The following is a 17,347-nucleotide window of genomic DNA, read 5'->3' as shown; positions in this document are numbered from 1 at the left end:
TTCCTACGTGAGCCCGACTTCCCGGGAGGCCTTCAACAACAGCTTGAACACCTCCGTCAGCCGGCGCGCCAGGGCCTCTCCGCCCGGAATGAGGGCAGCGTTCCGGTGAGCAGCGACCATCGCGCCCACCTCGGCCGCGAGCGCGAGCAGGGTCTCCTCGAACTGAGGTATAGGCACCGCGCTCCGCACGATCGTGTGCGGCTGCAGCGCTTCGAACGTCAGGGTCTCATCGGGGATATTTAACCAGGCCTCGTCCCTGCGATAGAGATGGGCGGCGATGGCGCTGAGGTTCAGACTGCCCCGGCGCGCGACGGCGGCCAGATACCAGAGGACATCGCCAAGCTCCTCGGCTACAGAGTCCGAATAGGCGACGGACGACGCGCGGTCCCTCTGCTTCTTCTTCAAGGCGCTGAGCAGGCTTCCGGTTTCGCCAAACAGTCCGAGAAGCGGGAACGCCAGGGACTGTCCCTCGACGCTCCGGTCCGTCTTGGCAGCCTGGTCCGCATAGGCGGCGACGGTGAGTGGTGCGAAACTACCGTCCATGCCGCACGGACCCTTCGATTGAACCGACGCTTTCGGTCGCGCGATTCGCCGGGTTCGGCGAATCCTGTTCGAGGATTCGCCTGCACCTGCATCGCGCCGAAGCCTCTGGCTGGCGGATCCAATGAGCAGGCGCTGGAGAGCAAGCTTGCGCCAACGAGAACATTGAGCGAACATAGCTGATGCCTGCTAGCCGAAGGACCGGGCCACATGCTTGCCGTCTACCCGGAAACAATTGAGCTTATCGTCAAGGAATACGAAGCCACGGACGGGATTCGGGCAGCTGAGGTCGACTGGTGGCGAGGTGACGGCCTGCCATTCGGTGCAGTGGTCGACCGCGTCGGGCGCGCCGATCTGTTTGGGAAACGCCATCCGCACCAGCGCCGGTTGTCGATGGACGCCTTGGAGGCGGGAGCGGCTGCCTTGCATGCCATCAGCGGCAAGCTCCAGAAAGCCGTGGACTTCTACGAACTCTGGCAGCTTGTGCAGAGCGCCTTCAGGCCGATCTACGGACTGGGCGAACTCGCAATCTATGATGCGGCGGAACGCTTGCGCTATCGCCTTGAGTTGGAGTCGGAACACCTCATCTACCTGCACGCTGGAGCGCGCGTCGGCGCACGTCGACTCGCCGGCGGTCGCCTAAAGAAGGAAAGCGCCTGGGGCATCCTTCGATACGATGTGCCCATCGGCCTTCGACGCCTCTGCACCCACGAAATCGAAGACGTCCTATGCATATACAAGGACGAACTATTGCTCTCGCCCCAGGAGTTTCGTGCGCGCCGATCGGGCTCGTCGGGGCCCGGCTGTGGACAGCAACGCGAGATCCGCCCGGGATGCTAGGCTGACACGCGACAACTGGTCATCTCGCGTTTCCACCTTCGGGAGGCACCGGATATACTCCACCAGCACAGCGCCGAGGACGCGGTCCTCGGCGCGACCAGATCTCGAAAGCGCGACGGCCTCCGCAGCGAGAGACCGACGAAGCCTGCGCTGCCTGTCGCGGATCGCCGCGCGCCACGGTGTCATCTCGCCATCTCTCGCAACCGCCTGTCGAAGGGCGCTTACTAGGTTTTTGGTGCCGCCCCCTCCCCCGCCGCGAACCGCTCGCACAGTTTTCGGAAGGGCGTGCGCTCGGCCTTGCGAATCACGCTGCGGGCCCGTCGCGGGCTGGCCTCCGCCTCCGCCTCCACCTCCCCCCCCGCGATCGCGCAGGGCCTGAGCGAAACGCTGGCACCAGTCCGCCAGGTCGGCCTTGCGTGGATTGAGCCGGGCGCCGTCGGCGCCCAGGACCCGCACCGTCAGATGGACATGCGGATGTCGGTCATCCTCATGAAGGGCGAAGACATAGGGAAAGCGCTCGCCGAACACGTCGCGGGCGAAGACCCGGGCGGCGTCGTGCACGCGCCGCGGATCGGTGCCCGCCGGCATGCTGAGGATGATCGCGCGCGACACCGGGCTGTCGCGCCGCCGCCCCGGCTCCAGTGCCAGTTCGGCGGCCCAGGCGCCGGTCACGTCCCTGACCGCGTCTCGCCCCTCGGGGCGTTCGCCGTCCGGCCCCTCCAGCGCTAGCTGGCCGTTGCGGCTGATATAGTCGAGGTGGCAGCGCAGATGGCCGGCGTCCCGGGCCTTGCCTGTGATCTGACCATGACTTCGGGCGCGCGCCGGATGATCCGGGCCAGCTGGGCGTAGGCCGCCGCGTCGCCGGGCTGGCCGGGCGGACGCAGGACCGGCCGGGTGATGCGCGCCCGGCGCACATCGATCGGCGGCCGCAGCGCCTCCTCGAACCCCAAGGGCGTGCGCAGGTCGCTCATCGTTCGGCCGACCAATAGGCCAGATTGCCGGCGAACACATCGTCTAGACCGCTCAGATGTCCGCGGATTTCGGCGGCGAAGGCGGCCAGTTGAGCGACCTCCAGATCAAGCACGGCCCCTTCCATCACGGCCGTGTTCAGGGCGCGGGCGATCTGGTTGATGTTGACGCCGATGCGGTGAAGCTCGCGTCGGATGCCGATCAGGGCCAACGCTTCGGGCGGCGTCATCTGGGGCCGGCCACGAACACGGCGACGGATCAGCGCCGCCGCCCATTGGGTCCGCAACAGTCCCGCGCGGGCCGCCTCGGCCTCCAGCAACGCCAGGTCCGCGTCCGCCAGCCTCAGGGTCAGCTTGGCCGACTTCGTGCCTGGCGGCCCCGGCTCGGGCGCCGGCAAGGGCACTTGGGCGGCGGCTTCCATGAGCGTGCGCAGATAGCGGGACCGCCCGCCGTGATCGGCCGCCGTCGCGTCGAAGCGGCGGGCCAGGTCGGACGGGAGGCGAAAAGTGAAGCGATCCATCGGGGAGCGGGTCTGTCAGACATTGCCGGCGCAATGCCTATCCTGCCCTAGACCGCGAACCGCCTCGTCCCGCAGGCTTACGGAGATTCCCCGCCCTCCCCTCGGCGGCCGCTATCGGCCGCTCGCCCGCCGCCCTGAAGGGCGCCCCAACCGAGGGCGGCGACACCCCTCCTCTCATCTCCCTCCACCGCCATCCGAGCAAAGAAGAAGCCGCGCCCGGTCAGGACGCGGCTCAGGCTCAAAGCGACGATGCCAGCCCATCAGGGATGCGCTTCGTGCAGCCAGGCGACCGCTCTCTGCGCATGAGCCGCCGCCGCGAACAGGAACCTCTTGTCGGCCTTCAACGTCTCGAGCCAGTGCCCGAGATAGGCGGCGTGATCCTCGCGCGGCTCCAGCTCCAGCCCGAGGTCAGCGCATAGAAAGGCGGCGCCGAGCTCGGCGACCAGTTCCTCGCGAGCGTAAGCCTGGGTCGAGCGGCTGAAGTCGCGGGCCAACCGGGATTCATGGCCGGTCCAGTGCACGCACTCATGACCGAGCGTGGCGTAGTAGGCGCCCGCGTCTCGGAAGGTCTCGAACGGCGGCATCTGCACATGATCGGACGCCGGGACGTAGTAGGCGGCAGAACCGCCGTGGCGGATGTCGGCGCCCAGCTCGGCGAAGAAGCGTTCGATCGCTTCCCGCCGCGCGTCGGGATTGACGGGTTCCGCTGGTGTCGGACGGTAGACGTCCGGCAGGTCGTCGATCTGTTCGATGTTGAAAACTGTGTAGGCCTTCAGGAACGGGATGCGCTGTTCGACTTCCTCGCCTGCATCGTCGGTTTCGGTACGGACGATCTGGTTGGCGTAGACCACGGTGGAGCCCCTCTCGCCCTTGCGGACATGGGCGCCCAGCGCCAGCGCCTGGCGGAAGGTCATCCAGGTCGGCGAGGCGAACCCTCGACTGAAGGCCTCCGACCACAGCAGCAGGACGTTGATGCCGCTATAGGGCGTGCCGTCGTGGCGGAGTGGACGGGTGACCGGGTTGCCTCCGGTCCAGGGCTGGGTCCACGGCCGGACGCCGGCCTCCAGTTGGTCGATGATCTGGTTGGTGATCCGGGCGTAGATGTCCGGACGAGCAGGATCGGCGGGGCGCGTCATGGCAGCCTCCTCAAGGATGGATTGTTCGGATGAAGGGGCGGCGGCGCGTCCGACGCGCCGCCGCTCCGGTTCAGCGGGACCAGATCAGGCTGTGTCCGCCCTCGATCTCGACCAGCGAGGCGTAGATCGGCGCCGGGAAGCTGGGATCGTCCAGTTTGACCGAGGGGTATTCCCGGTTCTCACGGGAGGTCTTCTTCCAGGCGGCGCCGAACTCGGTCTGGCCCGAGAAGATGCGGTAGTCCGGCGCCTTGTCGTCCGACTTCTCGTTCGGGCGCAGGGTCGCGCTCTTGACGTTGAGGGTCAGGGTCTTGATCGACCCGGTGTAGCCGTCGCTCTGAGCGGTGAAGGTGCCAATAGCGGCCATGTCAGTTTCTCCTTTGCTGTCGGACCACGCCTGTCGCGGCCTCGATGGCGATCGGGAGACCGGGGGCCGGTCGGCGCGCAGGGCGAACGCCAGCAAGCCCCCGCAGCGAAGCGGAGGACCGCAAGCGGGAGTTTCTTGTCCCGCGAGGAGGCCTTCAGGCCGGGGAAGAAAGTCGAGCGCGCGGTTGCGCTCAGCCGACCGGTTTCCGCTCAGATCCGCCTTTTCGAGAGGCCGCGCCGTGGCGCGCGCAAACAGGGGAAAGACCCACAGACCGCCGGAGCATCACAGACGCAGTCGACATGACCCCGGAGATCACACCCCGCTCTGACGCTTAGAGCCGCAGACCACAGCCCATATCGAAAGGGGAAAGGTGCGGGCGTTGGACCCTCTGCGTGGAGGCCCGGGACTTTCAGGCGGCGCCGCGACGATTTTCCGGCGAACCGGCCCTACGGCGAACAGACGACACCCTATGGAACCGGCGCCCGCAGGTGCTAGCGTAGCGATTATGAGCGCGGCAGCCTAGTTGCGCGCAGATCGGGGCGTTTCGACTCTTGTGTGTCGGCTCCGCATTTCGGAGACTCCGGGCATGAAACGTCCGCTGAGGAAATTGCCGCTCGCGAAACAGCGTGAACTCGACGCCGCCGTCGGGATCATTCAGGACGGCTTCGCCAAGGCCATCTCCACGCGCCGGGCCGACCGGCTGAAGAACGGCCGCATCCTGAAGATCATCCTGTTCGGCAGCTATGCGCGCGGCGACTGGGTGCACGATCCGGTCGGGCGCTATTTCTCGGATTTCGACCTACTGGTGGTCGTGGATCATGAGGACCTGACCGACTTCGAGTTCTGGGAGGATGTGGAGAAGCGCCTCCTGGCCGAACTGTCGGCGGGCGCCATGCGCACGCCCGTCAGCCTGATCGTCCATAGCCTGGACGACGTGAACTGGAAGCTGGAGCACGGTCGCGGGTTTTTCATCGACATCGCCCGCGACGGCGTGGTCCTTCAGGACACGCCCGGCGTGGCATTCTCCGAACCACAGCCCTTGCCGCCGTCTACGGCGCTGGAAGAGGCGAAGGAGTACTATGAGGAATGGAAGCAAGACGCCGACGAGTTTCTAGCGATGGTCGAATTTTGTCGGTCTCGGGGCTTCACGAAAAAGGCCGCGTTCAATCTGCATCAAGCAGCGGAGACGATTTATCAGGGGCTCCTGCAGGTCCTGACCTTCTATTCGCCCAAGAGCCATAACCTCATCCGCCTCCGAAACATGACGGAGCCGCTCGAACCGAGCCTGCGCGAAGCCTGGCCGCACGATACCAAGTTTCAGAAGCGATGCTTCGAACTGCTGCGGGCGGCCTACGTCAAAGTACGCTACTCGCGCCACTATCGCATTACCGATGAGGAACTCGCGTTCCTGAACGAACGGATCGGAGTGCTCAGACAAATCGTCGCCGAGGCGAGCCAGAAGCACATCGAAGAACTACGCGAAGCGGTGGGAAGTTAGGATTACGACCAGACCACATAGCTAGGCTCCAGCATCCAACTCGCGGTCCGCTCCCAGCAAGAACCAACCTTGGCATCAACCACCGGTTGGGATACCAGCGTGCGTCGGAGGACTCATGCTCACAAAGAAACAAGCCGCAGAATATGCGTTTGACCTGCAGGTCGGCCTCGAAGGCAGTGATGTGCCCGAGTACGATGCCGCGACTGATATTGGCCAAGCAGCCGTACTTGCAGTGAACCTGCGCGGGTTGGGAGAGGTAGACTATGGAACGCTGCGTCTTGTCGCTTCGCGGTATTTTCACATCAGATCAGGAGTCCTTGACCGTATTCTTAGAATATTGGCCAACTTGGAGTTGGTCAGCCTGATCACACAAGGTCACACCATTTCCAAGGTCGTGCCCAACGTTCCGCATTTCGAAGACATATATGAGCGCGTTGGCGAGTTCCTGGACCAAGCCCCGCTGAACGAGTTGGAAGTCGCCACGATCGGCATTCTGGACCGTCTTTCCAAATCTCCTGAAAATCGTGACTCCGTCCGATCAAGCCTAGGCCTCGACGGGAATGCCTTTAACTCAGCTCTCCAGATTGGCGAGAGCTCCGGTCTGATTGTGGATCATCGCGCAAGGGGTAGGGATATTCTCGCCAGCCCCCTCTATTTCGATGGGAACATGTCTGGCCTAATTGACATGGCGGCTCGCGGCGACACACCAAACGTACAACATGTGCTGCAAGCCATACAAGACAACCAAGGAATGCCACTTTCCGCCATAGTGTCGACAGGGCGCGTCTCGACTACACAGTTGACCCCAGATCAAGTTGATTTGGTCAAAGCGCTCGCATCCGAGGGCATCATTAAGCCCCCATCCATCAAGCGCCCCAATGGCGAGAGTGAGCAGTTCATCTTCACTCCCGCTCCCGGGAAAACTCGGCTAAGCGCGGCCAACCGAGAAATATATGAGAAAGGCATGGCTTTGGCCGCTGCGGTCAGAAAGGGCCAACTGCTGCCAGAGCGCTTCCGGATAAAATATCCTGACGCGCTGCTCTCAAAGCTCGAAAATAACAAATTTATCAATGCCTCTTCGGAGGCGGCCCATCAGTATGCCAATCTATCCGTTCTCGGTTTAGGCCGACTGAAGCTCACGTCAGGCGACCGCTTCCAGTTTCATCTGATCGATGTGCCCGAGAATGTCCAAGCGGTCTCCATTGCGCGCACTCTGCTAGCAAGCCAACGCCCTTCGGATCTGGAGCAAGACGGTCAGGCTAGGCTGCTGTTACGGAGTGATGAGGAGTATGTCCGTTCGCATCTGTCCGCACGCAAGAGTCGCGCCAACCCTGGCAAATCGGTAGTGTCCAAGAGGGCCGAGGCCGAGGTCCAGCAGTTCCTGTTGCAGCTATGATCAAAGACCGCGCCCAAAAAGGAATGGCGGCCCGCTTCTGCGCCGCTCAAGGGGTCGTGCCCTATCTCGAGGTGGTAGTTAGATCGTCTGCCGCACTAGAAGACATGCCGGTGGATGTTACGGATGTTGATGTGCTCGGAATCGAATTCGGCCGCCGGGGTTTAGAGCGCCGGATTTTATTCGATTGCAAAACAGGAAAAATGAGCGCGATCAACCGCGCGTTATGGGCAGCAGGTCTGAAGTCGTATGTAAAAGCCAGTGAAGCGTTCCTAATTCTTAAAAAGGATGCTCCATATAGCCACCGATTATTAGCAAACGAGTTAGGAGTTCACGTCCACTCCGAAGCGAATTTCGAGAAATATGCTGTGAGTGTTTCGCCAAACTATCTGTTTGGCGCAACTTATCTCGCTAATATGGATTTGTGGGACTACATCCCTGAGATTTCCGCAAAGTACGGTGCCCTCTCAGAGATTGCTTCCCTGTCGAATACTTATGCCGCAATGGAGAGTAATGGGGCTCGGGGCTTGCGGTCTCTGCTCGGAATCTTCATTAAAAGTGCCCAAGAGTTGGACCCGAGGAAAACCGAACATCTATTCGTGTATGCTAATTTTCTATCAGCTTTTTCGGGCTTTATGACACTAGCCGTCGTCGATCTAAAAAACATATTTCAGTTCGACATGGGTCAAGATGATTTTGAGAAGACTCTGCGTTACTACATATGGGGCGGCAAAGATAGTTATATGATGCGCAGGAATCTTCGCCTTTCCATAGAACGAGCTGGTGCAGGGGGAGCGAATGTCGAAGTTGAACTTCCTGAGTGGAAGAGATTTGTTGGTATTGTTCGATCTTTCCTGGACGCGCCCGACGCACTCGCCCAGATACCTTACCTTTCAAAAGAAATAGCATTCCGATGCATTGAAGAAAAGACGCGCGAAGAAGCAGATCGCCACTTAAGTGATTTGTTCAAATTAAACAATCGAGCTCGCCAGTTTTTATTTCTTCTTAACGCGTATCTCGTGGCTGCCGGCGCAATGCCAAAAGAGTTCAAGGAACGCTATGAGGAAGCTGTAAACGCAAGCGTAAGTTCATCGAGTACCAATCATCCGGGTAGCTGATGCACTCGCTCTTCAATTGAATTCTGAAGAGGCTGTTTCAGGGCGACGCTCTATCCACGCCGCGTGCGTATCGGCGCCGTCGTCATTCGGTAGAGCGTCGTCTTCGCCGTCAGCGGCGGCCGCATCGAGCGAGGCGACGCTGATGATCGAGCGAAAGCCCGAAAGGATTTCCGGATGACGCGCGGCGAGCCACTGCTCGATCGCCGGATTGGCGACGAGCCGTGAAAGGTATCCAGAGGCGATGACGAGATGCAGGACGTCGTCGCCGTAGGAGGCCTCCAAGGTTTTGAAGTCGGCGGTGAGCGACGCCATCTCGCGCTCCATTCGCGCCATCTGCTCGGGCGTCATCCCGCCGATCTTCTTGGGCTTGTGGGACTGGACCAGGTCCGACTGCCGCGTCGCGGCCAGCAGGGCGCGGGCGTAGGAGCCGGTGAAATTGCCCGCCGAGATCATCAGCTCCGCCGCCTCGATCTGGGGGACCGCCCGCATCTTGCGCAGCATGGTGAAGGTCGAGGTGTTGACCGAACGGTCCTTCAGCAGATCGACCACTTCCGGGCAGATGCCGCAGAGCATGTCGCGCTTGCGCTGGATCGCCTTGACGTCCACGTCCAGCGCCCGGGCGAGCTTTTCGGCCGGGACGCCGCGCTCCAGGGCGCGCACGATCATGTAGTGTTCCTGGATGGTCGCCAGCCGGTTGACCCGGCGGTTGTAGGTGAAAGCCTCGTCGTCATCGGAGACCAGACAGCGGATGTCCCGCTCCCCCAGTTCCTTGAGGATCGACAGGCGGACGTGGCCGTCCAGAAGCATCCATGGCCCCTGCCCGCGCGGGCGCGCGACCACCAAGGGCTCGATCACCCCGACCTCGGCGACGGAGCGGGCGATGCGCCGGTACTTGACCGAACGCAGCACGCGGTCTTCGACCTGCCGCATCGGCAGGATGTCCTCGACCGGGATGACCCTGAGGTCGCGTTCGAAGGCGGCTTTGACGGGCTTGTCCATCTCAGCCCTCCGCCCGGCCGAGCCGTTCGGCCAGAGGTTTGGGCAGGGTGTGCATGGCCTCGGCCCGCAGGAGCGGTCACGAAGTGGTCGTCGTCCAGCAACTGCCGCAGGCTGTTGACGACGAACAGCAACCGGCTCTGAGTCAGGGACACCTTCTTCACCAGGAGTTTCTGGCGATCGGTCTCACGGCGATAGGCCCGTACCAGGGCGTCGGCCGTCACCGGCCGGTTGGGCCTCGGTCCGCGCGAGCCGCTGATTCCGGCCTTGCCGCTGGTGCGGCGCTGTTCGATGATCCGGCGGACCGCCAGCACCTGGTTGCCCGGCAAGGCCTTTTGCTCATAGGCGTCGGCCAGGGCGGCCTGCACCTCCCCCTCCCCCGCCTTGGCGATTTCCACCGCGACCGATGGCGGGATGAACCCCCGCTCCACGGCGTTGATCAGCCGCTCCTCCCCGTTGTCGAGCAGAAAGCAGATGGCCCACACCCATTCCGCGCTGGAGTCCGTCTTGGCGGCGATCTCCTGGGTGGAATAGCCGCGCGTCTTCAGGGCGCCGATCTCACGGACCAGGTCGAGCGGCCGATGCTGGCGACGGGCGAGATTCTCGACGAGGCTCATGACGAAGCAGTCCTCGGGCGTCGCCTCGGCGATCACGGCAGGAATCTCAGCCTGACCGAGCGCGATGTACGCCTCCAGCCGGCCCTGGCCGCAGATCAGGTCGTATCCGCCGTCCTCGCGAGGGCTTACCGTGATCGGCTTCTTGAGGCCCAGGTTGGCGATGCTGGCGACCAGCTCGTCGAAGATGCGCCGGTTGCGGACGCGCGGGTTAAGGATGGTGATGGCCGACACCGGGACGGAGCGGATCTCAGGGACAGCCGGGGTCATGCAGCGCTCCTCAGGGTGGCGCGGCCGGTGAGCTCGAAGAAGCGGTCGAGGTCGTCGAACCGGTAAGCGTCGAGCGACACCCCATTGGTCTCGGCCAACCGGACCCGGTCCTGCGGCCCCAGGTCGATCCAGGGCAGCAGATAGTAGTCGCGGACCGAAGCGTTGGCCCCGTCCATCCGCGCGGCGACGGTGATGTCCGGCTTCAAGCCTGCATCAAGCCGAATCTTCCAGCGCAGGTCGCCCGACGCGGTCCGGGTCGAGCGCACGATCGCCAGGGAGGCGGTGAACTCTTCATTGATGGTGAGCAGGTCGGTGACCGGATCGACGCGCACCGCGCCACCCAGACGCTCGATCTGCGCGACCGTCCCGGACACCACCTCCGGATGGAGGGTGCGCAGGAAGCGGTTGGTCTCCAGATAGCGGTAGTCGCGCGAGGGCGACCAGCCGACCAGTTCATAGGCCCGCATCAGGCTGCCGAACCTCTGGCGGTAGGTGGAGCTGGACGGCATGTCCTCAAGCTCGTCTATGATCAGCCCCGACAGGCAGCCGCGCCGCTCGAGCAGTTCGGTCAACCGCTCCAGCATCTCAGCGTCGGTGTAGCGCCGGCAGCGTTCGGCGATGATGCGCTGGGCCGCCGCGAAGAAGTCCGGGTCGACGATGCCCTCGAAGGCGCCGTCCGCCTGCACCCACATATCCGGCGTATTGGCGACGCGCTTCTTCTTCAGCTTGAAGGAGACACGGTTGTAGACGTTGTTGCCGATGTATTTCTCGTTGGTGAGGATCTGGTGGACGACCCCGCGCGTCCACGGGCGGCCGAGGTCCGTCACCTGCCCTTCGCCGTTCAGGAGGGCGGCGATCTCGCGCTCAGAGCGGCGGTTGAGGACGAACATCCGATAGATGCGCTGGACCAGGTCGATCTCCTCGACCGGACCGGGCGTCAGGACCACTCGGTCGGTCTGCAGGCTCTTGTGCTCCCCCCCGCATCAGCGTCGCCTTGGGCTGGCGCTGCTCGTCGACAAGCTGCCGCCGCAGGCCGTAGCCGGCCGGCCCGCCCTGGCGATAGCCGAGGCCGATCAAGCGGCACTGGCCGGTGAAGACCTTGACCGAGAGCTCGCGGCTGTACTCACCGGCCATGGCCCGCTTCATGCTCTTGATAATCGTGGTGCTGAGGCTGCCGTCGTTCTCGAACTGCTCGGCGCAGTAGTGGATGCTGATGCCGGCCTCGCGGCACAGGAACTCGTAGTAGGCGCTCTCATCGGCGTCCTGGAATCGACCCCAGCGGCTGACGTCGTAGACCAGGACCACCTTGAAGTCGGTCCGCCCGGCCTGCACGTCGGCGATCAGCCGCTTCAGGGCGTCCCGACCGTCCAGGCGCAGCCCGCTCTTGCCGTTGTCGGCATAGGTCTCGACGATCTCGAACCCCCGCTGGGCGGCGTAGCGGGCGATGATCTCGGCCTGGTTCTCGGTCGAGTACTTCTGGTGCTCGGTCGACATCCGCACATATTGGGCGGCGCGGATCGTCTGGGCCGGCCCGGGCTCTGCGCTACTGTTTATTGCTTGGGTCATTCAGGGTCAGACGCCCTTCAGGGCGTCATGGGTCCTCGTCAGTTGGCTTTCCGGCCAAGCTACCGGCGGGGAGCCCTGAATGTCGTCTACGCAGAACGTCCGAAAACTTCGGTCGGAATCCGGAGGAAGTTTTCTTCAATCCGATACGCCAGGCGGGGTCGACCGCTTCGCCGAAGCCATCGCTGGCGCACTCCGCCGCGAGTTCGGCGCAGTGCCCGGCGCGGTCAAACAGGTCGTCCGCATCACAGGTGCGAACGAGCGCGCCGTGCGGAATTGGTTCGAGGCTCGCAATGCGCCGAACGGCGAGAATCTGGTCATCCTCATGGGACGATCCGATGAGGTCCTCGAAGTTGTCCTACAGCTTGCGGGCCGTCAGGAGCTGGTCACTGCCCGTCGGCTGTCCGGCGCGCGCGACAAGCTGCGCGAGATGCTGGCTCTCATGGACGATCTGCAGTCATGACGCTGACCGGCTCATTGACGGACCCGGGCGGTTGCTTCTTCCCACAGCAGCTTAGCCGTGGTGGTCGCCCCGTTAGGGCCGATCGCCCGCCAAAAATGGATCGACGGCCGGTCCGACGAGGAGTTCCCCGGACAAGCGTCCGAGTACAGTGGCCGCAGACATAGGCCGTCAGACTGGAAGAGCCTAGCGAGCTTCGGCCCTAGCCGGCGACGTACTCGTCGAAACCGATTTCGTAGGTGGCCGAGGTGGCACGGGAAGGGTCGACCGCGGCTCTTTCGACGTCACATCGCGTTGGTCCTGAAAGGATAGACCCGGACCCTGACGTGCTGTGTTTGACGGCCAATCGACTTTTTCAGGAAGGCGATCGATTACGAGAAACACGAGTACCGCCGCACACGTCGTGACGAACGCGGTCAACCAGAAACTTGCGGCGTACCGCCCTCCTGACCGTATTTGCTTGCCATTCTGGAGATCCAGAGATCCGTCGCCGATCCGGACAATCGAGAGGACAAGCGTGCTCACCGCCATCGCAAACAGAACCGGACCAAATGGCAAGGACTTGGAAACGGCAGTGGAGTCGCTGGCGATCACGCCGATCGATATCGCGGACAGTACCAGAGCCAGCGGATAGACGCCTGTCCGCGCAATCTTGCGCGCGCGTGAGTAGCGTCCTCGTCGATCCCATGCCCACCTCATTGGAGAGCCTCCGCTTGCGGGACCGTCCTAGCATGGCCGGAATCGGTACATGTTTTGACACCGAGGGCGATGAAGGCGCCGATTATGAGGGCCATCGACCATCGTAGGATCGAGTGGTCACGCTCGACCTTCTGTAATCTCTCGTCCAACGCGGATTTCGTCTCATCGATCTTCTTATCCAAGCCTGGCAGGGAGTGGAACTGATGAGCTAACGGCGTGATCAGGTCGGTTGAGATCCCCGTGAATCCCTGCTTCTCCCGCTTGCTCTGTGATTGACCGTCTAGGTCGGCGAAGAAGATCTCGAACCACTCGTCGCCTCTCGCGACATGGATCGTGCCAGGACCGGCATTGAAGACCGCGAAGATGAGATATCCACTGTAGCCTGGTTCCACATAGAAGCCGGACACATTCACTAGGCCACGGAATTTAGTGGCCTTCGACCGCAGGGCGATGAACGCGATGGCGTCCTGAGGAATGCTCACCCATTCGGCGGTCTGCAGAAACGCGAACTGACCGGAGGGAATCGCGCGAGATTCCCTTGGCCTCAGTCGCTCTCTAGACTTCGGATCCTCTTCCGAGGCGGGCGAGATATAGATCTCGGCGCCAACCGTCAGATTGTAAGAGGCGCGTTCCCGTCGCTTTTCCTGATCCTTTTCGAAGCCTTCAATGATGTATTTGCCCGTTTCGGCGAAATGCTCCTCGTTGCGACGCGCGATCGTGTACCACGTCCAAAATCCCCGACCTTCGCTGTTCGTCACATCCCCTTCATCCTTCATGACGGCCGCCTACGCCGCCACCGCGTCGAACAGGCCCGGCTGGATCGAAGACGCGGCGGTGGAGGTGTAGGCCGGCACCGCCAGATTCCAACGCGTCGGGTAGAAGGGTTGCTGCAACGCTCGTGAGCTAAGCTTATAGGTCTGCTTGATGCGCACGCGGCCCGAGATGCCCGCCACGTCGGGATGAGCGACACGCGCATACTTTGAGATTTCACAGAACAGGTTCTGGCAATCGATCGGCTGCAGCCGTCGACCAAACAGGCCAGGAAAATCAAGGCCCAGCCGCTTGAACTCAGTCTCCTGCCGGTCGACCATCGCGTGAATGATATCCTCGGGAGCGTAGTCATCCGCATCATCAAAACACTTGGCGATGCCGTCGAGCGCCCCCGGCCCCGCGACGACGAACTCGGACTCTTCCAGGGAAAGGAACGGCGCGTAATTCAGATCAATGCAATATTGGAACGCAAGGAACTTCCCCAACCCGGGATAGGGGATCAAAAGGTCGAAGATGCCACTCAAGCTTCCGGCCTTCTCGACCTTGGCTGGCAATCCATCCTCCATCATCATCTTCAGCAGCCGAAGATGGTTGGTATGTTTGCGTTCTCCCCCCAGGGCGGGGGATGGCATGATGTACGCGGCCGAATAAATCCGCTTCCCGCGCCCTATCGCGTCGTTCAGGACGCGATCAGCGGCATCGAAGTCGAACGATTGCCAACTGACAGGGCCTAGCTGATTTTCAAGGTGCTCCCAAGTCTCGACCTTGTTGAACAGTTTGAAGAGCAGGGTGCGGAAGAAAAGTTCCTGCGGCGATCGTGACCGATCAGCCGCGTACTGGACGCGTCGGATCAGGAACTGGCTAACTCTGTCACTGGCACGGTAGGCGTTGGTGAAACGATACGTCCTCAAGATCGGGTCATCGGTCCAGGGCCCCCGCTTCCCCTCCAGCCGCCGGAGATACATGGCCTGGCGTTCAGCCGCAAACCGCCAATAGTCATCGTAGACGATGGTAGGGTTCATGCACTTTGCCTTTCCGTCAAGGAATTGAGCCTAGGCGGATTCGAGAACGCCCTGATCGGATTTCATTCAATCACAGGTCAATCCAAGCCAGGACTGTGGAAAATCAGATCGCCGTCGGTTGTTGAAACGTGATCGTGCGCTCGTTCATGTCGACGGTGACCACGCCGGCCCCGAAGAGGCGAAGCTGATGGAAAACGGCGTACCCATCCAGTATCGCCGCCTCCCACTCCGAGAGCCGATTTTTCGCGACTTCAAGGTCGGTCACGAGAGCTCTTATCCCTTTCAGGAAACTGAAGGATATGTCTCCGCTTCCCGGGAAAAGCTGTACGGGCCCAGTCGCGCCAACGGCCCGAACCGTCGCAAGCCTCACACCTTCAGCATGGATCGCCTTGACCACGGCCTCCTCGACAATCCGTGCCCGCGCTCCGTCTTCGACTTCGTCGACTTCCGGATCGCTTTTGCGCTTGCGCGCCATCAGCGAACGCAGCACCGGAGACCAGCCGAGCTTTGCGACGTTGGCCAGATGCATGACGTCGTGAAAGCGATATCCATCGTCGTGATACGCGTTATCTGTGAGGTCGTCGCCAAGCTGCGCGCCTTCAAGCATCATCCGCGAGCGTCCCGGACCGGCGGACATGAATTCGACTTGGAAGCGACGAGGGAATCTCTCCTTTTTTGGGAAGCCCTCGTCATGAAGAGGCGTTCGCGCCGACCGATCCCACCGATCAGAAATCTTGGCGACGTTGGCGGCGACGATGTCGCTCATCCGTAGCTCGTACAAGCTGCTCAGAGCCGCGACATGCCAGGCGATCTCGCCCAACAGATCGTTCATTGGCCGGTCCGGCAGCGTGGTGTTCAGTTCACGCTCGATTTCCGGAAGGCTCTGTCGCAGCAGTTCGGCGCCAAGTTGCTGCAGGACGACCAGGCACACCTCGGCGAGTTCCCGATCGTTTGTGCGGGCTGTTAGGAACGCGAGGTCTTGGTAGTCCTCGAATCTCAAGTCACGGCGGCGCGGGAAGTGTTCAGCGGCTTCAAGAAACTGCGCCCGTTTGGTGGGATCGAGCACCTGCCGTAGGCGCTCAGCGCGTTTGCTGTTGGCGCCCAACTCGTCCTTGAGTTGCCCGATATCGTGCGCGAAGATATTTACGAGCTTACCGGGGTTGGCTTGCCGCACGAGAGCGAAGCAGTACCAAACCACATCACCGAGCTCTTCGATTATGTCGGCATCCGGCACGTTCCAGGCCGATTGGCCGACATTGGCCAGCAAACGCTTCTTCACAGCGGATATGACAGAACCGATTTCGGAGGCCACGCCATAGAGCGCGATCTCCATCCGCACTTTCGGCGGCAGGTCCGTCGATTGGTCTGTGCGTTCGACAAACCTGTCGTATTCAGAAACGAGCATAGAGGTCATGTGGCTGCCGTCACGTCCAGTTGATCGGCCGACCGAGCCGCCCCTGAGGCAGACCGTCGAACCATACGTTGGTACGATTCACGAACTCTGGCTCGAAGTCTCCTCGAAAGTCTCGAACCCGCGCAAGTCCGAACCCATCGAACTCCGCCGGCAACACGGGCGCTTCTCGTCCCCAGTAGGTAAACTCGCTCGCCCATAAGATTCGATCAGCGCTTGTGTCTTGATGAAGGTTCGCAGGATTCAGAACGCCACCGACCTGGCTGTGGTGGGAATCTTCCTGTATCCAAGACCCGTCGGGCGCGTGATGATAGATGTTGTCACCGAAGGCGCGCTGGCGGCTTAGCCCAAGCGCCGCCTTCTTTCGCTCAAAACGCGGATCCTCCCAATACTCCTGAAAAGTCATCGCGCCTCCGACGCGCATCGCGCAGATGACGCGCCCGGATCGTCCATTCTTAACGCTGCCACACGCCACGACGATATCGCCAGGTGCCGCTCTCCGCCGAATATTTGGCTTACAAGTCGCGAGCGTGCAAAGCCCGCCAAACGGATTGGACGCGAAGCCGAAATCCCTGACCATTTTGTAAGCGAAAAGGCTCGTCATAGGTCACTGGCAGCGAACGCGAGTAATCTCGCGATCAGCGGCGCGTTGGCCGTCGGGCTTCTCCCAAATCGGTGAGCCAGATATCGCTTCCGCAAGGTTCGGCCCCTCGACCCGCACGATCGATTCCGCCTGCTCATCGAGCGCTTCAGGGAACACGACGCGCGCATTGGCATAAGCACCGATCATTCTTATGTCTGCGCCTCCTGCAGCCGCGGCGCATGCGCCGATCAGTCCGTCATCGACGGGCATCGCCGGCAAAAGGAAAACACACAGTTCAGTCCCATCCATGCAGTCAATCAATGGCTGGGGCAGTTGTCCCTGCGGCAGGAGGCCATCAGCCGCTTCAGCAGCGTCAGCCTCGCATACCGTGAAGCCCTGCTCTTCGAGCTCGGCGCGTACTTTCGCGACGGATCCCGCCGTAGCGGGCACATAGATGATGCAAGCCTTGCGATGATCGCTCACGGACGCCCCCCAGAACATAAGGACAACACTTCACTACCTCAGGCTGCGTTTGGCAAGTCTTCGCGGATCGAAGGTCAAACAGATGTGGAGGCGGCCT

General features: G+C 62.0%; 20 protein-coding genes. 5 read left to right on the top strand and 15 right to left on the bottom strand.

What is annotated here, in order from left to right:
- Nucleotides 1–3 precede the first annotated feature (3 nt).
- On the bottom strand, nucleotides 4–543 hold the full coding sequence (locus SH203_RS15570; RefSeq protein ID WP_200808748.1) for a nucleoside triphosphate pyrophosphohydrolase family protein: 540 nt from the start codon (nucleotides 541–543) through the stop codon (nucleotides 4–6).
- 207 nt (nucleotides 544–750) lie between these two features.
- Here SH203_RS15570 and SH203_RS00655 point away from each other — a divergent pair, with 207 nt between their 5' ends.
- On the top strand, nucleotides 751–1,380 hold the full coding sequence (locus tag SH203_RS00655; protein ID WP_087118953.1) for a hypothetical protein: 630 nt from the start codon (nucleotides 751–753) through the stop codon (nucleotides 1,378–1,380).
- Here SH203_RS00655 and SH203_RS15935 read toward each other — a convergent pair.
- The 5 genes from SH203_RS15935 to SH203_RS00630 form a co-directional block, all read right to left on the bottom strand.
- On the bottom strand, nucleotides 1,288–1,968 hold the full coding sequence (locus tag SH203_RS15935) for a relaxase/mobilization nuclease domain-containing protein (RefSeq protein WP_375600712.1): 681 nt from the start codon (nucleotides 1,966–1,968) through the stop codon (nucleotides 1,288–1,290). The genes SH203_RS00655 and SH203_RS15935 overlap by 93 nt on opposite strands.
- 137 nt (nucleotides 1,969–2,105) lie before the next feature.
- Nucleotides 2,106–2,351, bottom strand: coding sequence for a hypothetical protein (locus tag SH203_RS15440; RefSeq protein WP_087118951.1), 246 nt, complete (start codon nucleotides 2,349–2,351; stop codon nucleotides 2,106–2,108).
- Complete coding sequence (mobC, locus tag SH203_RS00640; protein WP_087118950.1) at nucleotides 2,348–2,869, bottom strand: plasmid mobilization relaxosome protein MobC; 522 nt, start codon at nucleotides 2,867–2,869, stop codon at nucleotides 2,348–2,350. The genes SH203_RS15440 and mobC overlap by 4 nt, the downstream gene beginning before the upstream one ends.
- Before the next feature lie 260 nt (nucleotides 2,870–3,129).
- Nucleotides 3,130–4,005, bottom strand: coding sequence for an ArdC family protein (locus tag SH203_RS00635; protein ID WP_087118949.1), 876 nt, complete (start codon nucleotides 4,003–4,005; stop codon nucleotides 3,130–3,132).
- Nucleotides 4,006–4,075: 70 nt separating this feature from the next.
- Nucleotides 4,076–4,369 carry a DUF736 domain-containing protein gene (locus SH203_RS00630; protein ID WP_087118948.1) on the bottom strand — a complete coding sequence of 98 codons (294 nt, stop codon included), beginning with the start codon at nucleotides 4,367–4,369 and terminating at the stop codon, nucleotides 4,076–4,078.
- Between the two features lie 586 nt (nucleotides 4,370–4,955).
- Between SH203_RS00630 and SH203_RS00625 the strand changes: the two genes are divergently transcribed.
- The 3 genes from SH203_RS00625 to SH203_RS15175 all read left to right on the top strand — a co-directional run bounded on the left by SH203_RS00625 (nucleotide 4,956) and on the right by SH203_RS15175 (nucleotide 8,378).
- Nucleotides 4,956–5,867: a HEPN domain-containing protein gene (locus SH203_RS00625; RefSeq protein WP_087118947.1), complete on the top strand. Its 912-nt coding sequence runs from the start codon at nucleotides 4,956–4,958 to the stop codon at nucleotides 5,865–5,867.
- A 115-nt stretch (nucleotides 5,868–5,982) separates the two neighbouring features.
- Nucleotides 5,983–7,263, top strand: coding sequence for a hypothetical protein (locus tag SH203_RS00620; protein ID WP_087118946.1), 1,281 nt, complete (start codon nucleotides 5,983–5,985; stop codon nucleotides 7,261–7,263).
- On the top strand, nucleotides 7,260–8,378 hold the full coding sequence (locus tag SH203_RS15175; RefSeq protein ID WP_143275651.1) for a hypothetical protein: 1,119 nt from the start codon (nucleotides 7,260–7,262) through the stop codon (nucleotides 8,376–8,378). The genes SH203_RS00620 and SH203_RS15175 overlap by 4 nt, the downstream gene beginning before the upstream one ends.
- 12 nt (nucleotides 8,379–8,390) lie before the next feature.
- Here SH203_RS15175 and SH203_RS00615 read toward each other — a convergent pair whose 3' ends face one another.
- The 4 genes from SH203_RS00615 to SH203_RS15690 are packed head-to-tail and all read right to left on the bottom strand — an operon-like array spanning nucleotide 8,391 to nucleotide 11,824.
- On the bottom strand, nucleotides 8,391–9,287 hold the full coding sequence (locus tag SH203_RS00615; RefSeq protein ID WP_234989330.1) for a plasmid partitioning protein RepB C-terminal domain-containing protein: 897 nt from the start codon (nucleotides 9,285–9,287) through the stop codon (nucleotides 8,391–8,393).
- A complete protein-coding gene (locus SH203_RS00610) occupies nucleotides 9,230–10,258 on the bottom strand; it encodes a plasmid partitioning protein RepB C-terminal domain-containing protein (protein ID WP_234989329.1) in 1,029 nt (342 codons plus the stop codon). Before SH203_RS00610 ends, SH203_RS00615 begins: the two co-directional genes overlap by 58 nt.
- Nucleotides 10,255–11,205: a recombinase family protein gene (locus tag SH203_RS15695; RefSeq protein ID WP_234989328.1), complete on the bottom strand. Its 951-nt coding sequence runs from the start codon at nucleotides 11,203–11,205 to the stop codon at nucleotides 10,255–10,257. The genes SH203_RS00610 and SH203_RS15695 overlap by 4 nt, the downstream gene beginning before the upstream one ends.
- The gene (locus SH203_RS15690; RefSeq protein ID WP_234989327.1) at nucleotides 11,123–11,824 is read right to left on the bottom strand and encodes a recombinase family protein; all 702 of its coding nucleotides are present in this window, start codon (nucleotides 11,822–11,824) and stop codon (nucleotides 11,123–11,125) included. The genes SH203_RS15695 and SH203_RS15690 overlap by 83 nt, the downstream gene beginning before the upstream one ends.
- Nucleotides 11,825–11,903: 79 nt before the next feature.
- On the opposite strand from SH203_RS15690, the gene SH203_RS00600 reads away from it, so the two are divergent.
- Nucleotides 11,904–12,284: a hypothetical protein gene (locus tag SH203_RS00600; protein WP_087118944.1), complete on the top strand. Its 381-nt coding sequence runs from the start codon at nucleotides 11,904–11,906 to the stop codon at nucleotides 12,282–12,284.
- A gap of 692 nt (nucleotides 12,285–12,976) precedes the next feature.
- Here the strand turns inward: SH203_RS00600 and SH203_RS00595 are convergent.
- The 5 genes from SH203_RS00595 to SH203_RS00580 form a co-directional block, all read right to left on the bottom strand.
- Complete coding sequence (locus tag SH203_RS00595) at nucleotides 12,977–13,756, bottom strand: hypothetical protein (RefSeq protein WP_087118943.1); 780 nt, start codon at nucleotides 13,754–13,756, stop codon at nucleotides 12,977–12,979.
- Between the two features lie 9 nt (nucleotides 13,757–13,765).
- Entirely contained in the window at nucleotides 13,766–14,773 is a 1,008-nt protein-coding gene (locus SH203_RS00590) for a nucleotide kinase domain-containing protein (protein WP_159457513.1), read from the bottom strand.
- Between the two features lie 103 nt (nucleotides 14,774–14,876).
- Nucleotides 14,877–16,187, bottom strand: a complete 1,311-nt coding sequence (locus tag SH203_RS15685) for a hypothetical protein (protein WP_087118942.1) — start codon at nucleotides 16,185–16,187, stop codon at nucleotides 14,877–14,879.
- Between the two features lie 10 nt (nucleotides 16,188–16,197).
- Nucleotides 16,198–16,788 carry a hypothetical protein gene (locus SH203_RS15170; RefSeq protein WP_159457512.1) on the bottom strand — a complete coding sequence of 197 codons (591 nt, stop codon included), beginning with the start codon at nucleotides 16,786–16,788 and terminating at the stop codon, nucleotides 16,198–16,200.
- Nucleotides 16,789–16,791: 3 nt separating this feature from the next.
- Nucleotides 16,792–17,250: a hypothetical protein gene (locus tag SH203_RS00580; RefSeq protein ID WP_143275649.1), complete on the bottom strand. Its 459-nt coding sequence runs from the start codon at nucleotides 17,248–17,250 to the stop codon at nucleotides 16,792–16,794.
- Nucleotides 17,251–17,347: the final 97 nt, after the last annotated feature.

It is taken from the genome of Brevundimonas sp. SH203, assembly GCF_002157625.1.
Lineage (GTDB): Bacteria > Pseudomonadota > Alphaproteobacteria > Caulobacterales > Caulobacteraceae > Brevundimonas.
Note: the sequence above shows the minus strand (reverse complement) of the source record. Positions and strands in the feature narration are given on the sequence as shown.

Bases quoted from the DNA above. Each gene is read 5' to 3' on its own strand.
- SH203_RS15935 (WP_375600712.1), bottom strand. From the start codon at position 1,968: ATGCCGGCGGGCACCGATCCGCGGCGCGTGCACGACGCCGCCCGGGTC.
- SH203_RS15175 (WP_143275651.1), top strand. From the start codon at position 7,260: ATGATCAAAGACCGCGCCCAAAAAGGAATGGCGGCCCGCTTCTGCGCC.
- SH203_RS00595 (WP_087118943.1), bottom strand. From the start codon at position 13,756: ATGAAGGATGAAGGGGATGTGACGAACAGCGAAGGTCGGGGATTTTGG.
- SH203_RS00655 (WP_087118953.1), top strand. From the start codon at position 751: ATGCTTGCCGTCTACCCGGAAACAATTGAGCTTATCGTCAAGGAATAC.
- SH203_RS00590 (WP_159457513.1), bottom strand. From the start codon at position 14,773: ATGAACCCTACCATCGTCTACGATGACTATTGGCGGTTTGCGGCTGAA.
- SH203_RS00630 (WP_087118948.1), bottom strand. From the start codon at position 4,369: ATGGCCGCTATTGGCACCTTCACCGCTCAGAGCGACGGCTACACCGGG.
- SH203_RS00625 (WP_087118947.1), top strand. From the start codon at position 4,956: ATGAAACGTCCGCTGAGGAAATTGCCGCTCGCGAAACAGCGTGAACTC.
- SH203_RS15685 (WP_087118942.1), bottom strand. From the start codon at position 16,187: ATGACCTCTATGCTCGTTTCTGAATACGACAGGTTTGTCGAACGCACA.
- SH203_RS00635 (WP_087118949.1), bottom strand. From the start codon at position 4,005: ATGACGCGCCCCGCCGATCCTGCTCGTCCGGACATCTACGCCCGGATC.
- SH203_RS15440 (WP_087118951.1), bottom strand. From the start codon at position 2,351: ATGAGCGACCTGCGCACGCCCTTGGGGTTCGAGGAGGCGCTGCGGCCG.
- SH203_RS15170 (WP_159457512.1), bottom strand. From the start codon at position 16,788: ATGACGAGCCTTTTCGCTTACAAAATGGTCAGGGATTTCGGCTTCGCG.
- SH203_RS00600 (WP_087118944.1), top strand. From the start codon at position 11,904: ATGTCGTCTACGCAGAACGTCCGAAAACTTCGGTCGGAATCCGGAGGA.
- SH203_RS15570 (WP_200808748.1), bottom strand. From the start codon at position 543: ATGGACGGTAGTTTCGCACCACTCACCGTCGCCGCCTATGCGGACCAG.
- SH203_RS00620 (WP_087118946.1), top strand. From the start codon at position 5,983: ATGCTCACAAAGAAACAAGCCGCAGAATATGCGTTTGACCTGCAGGTC.
- SH203_RS00610 (WP_234989329.1), bottom strand. From the start codon at position 10,258: ATGACCCCGGCTGTCCCTGAGATCCGCTCCGTCCCGGTGTCGGCCATC.
- SH203_RS15690 (WP_234989327.1), bottom strand. From the start codon at position 11,824: ATGACCCAAGCAATAAACAGTAGCGCAGAGCCCGGGCCGGCCCAGACG.
- mobC (WP_087118950.1), bottom strand. From the start codon at position 2,869: ATGGATCGCTTCACTTTTCGCCTCCCGTCCGACCTGGCCCGCCGCTTC.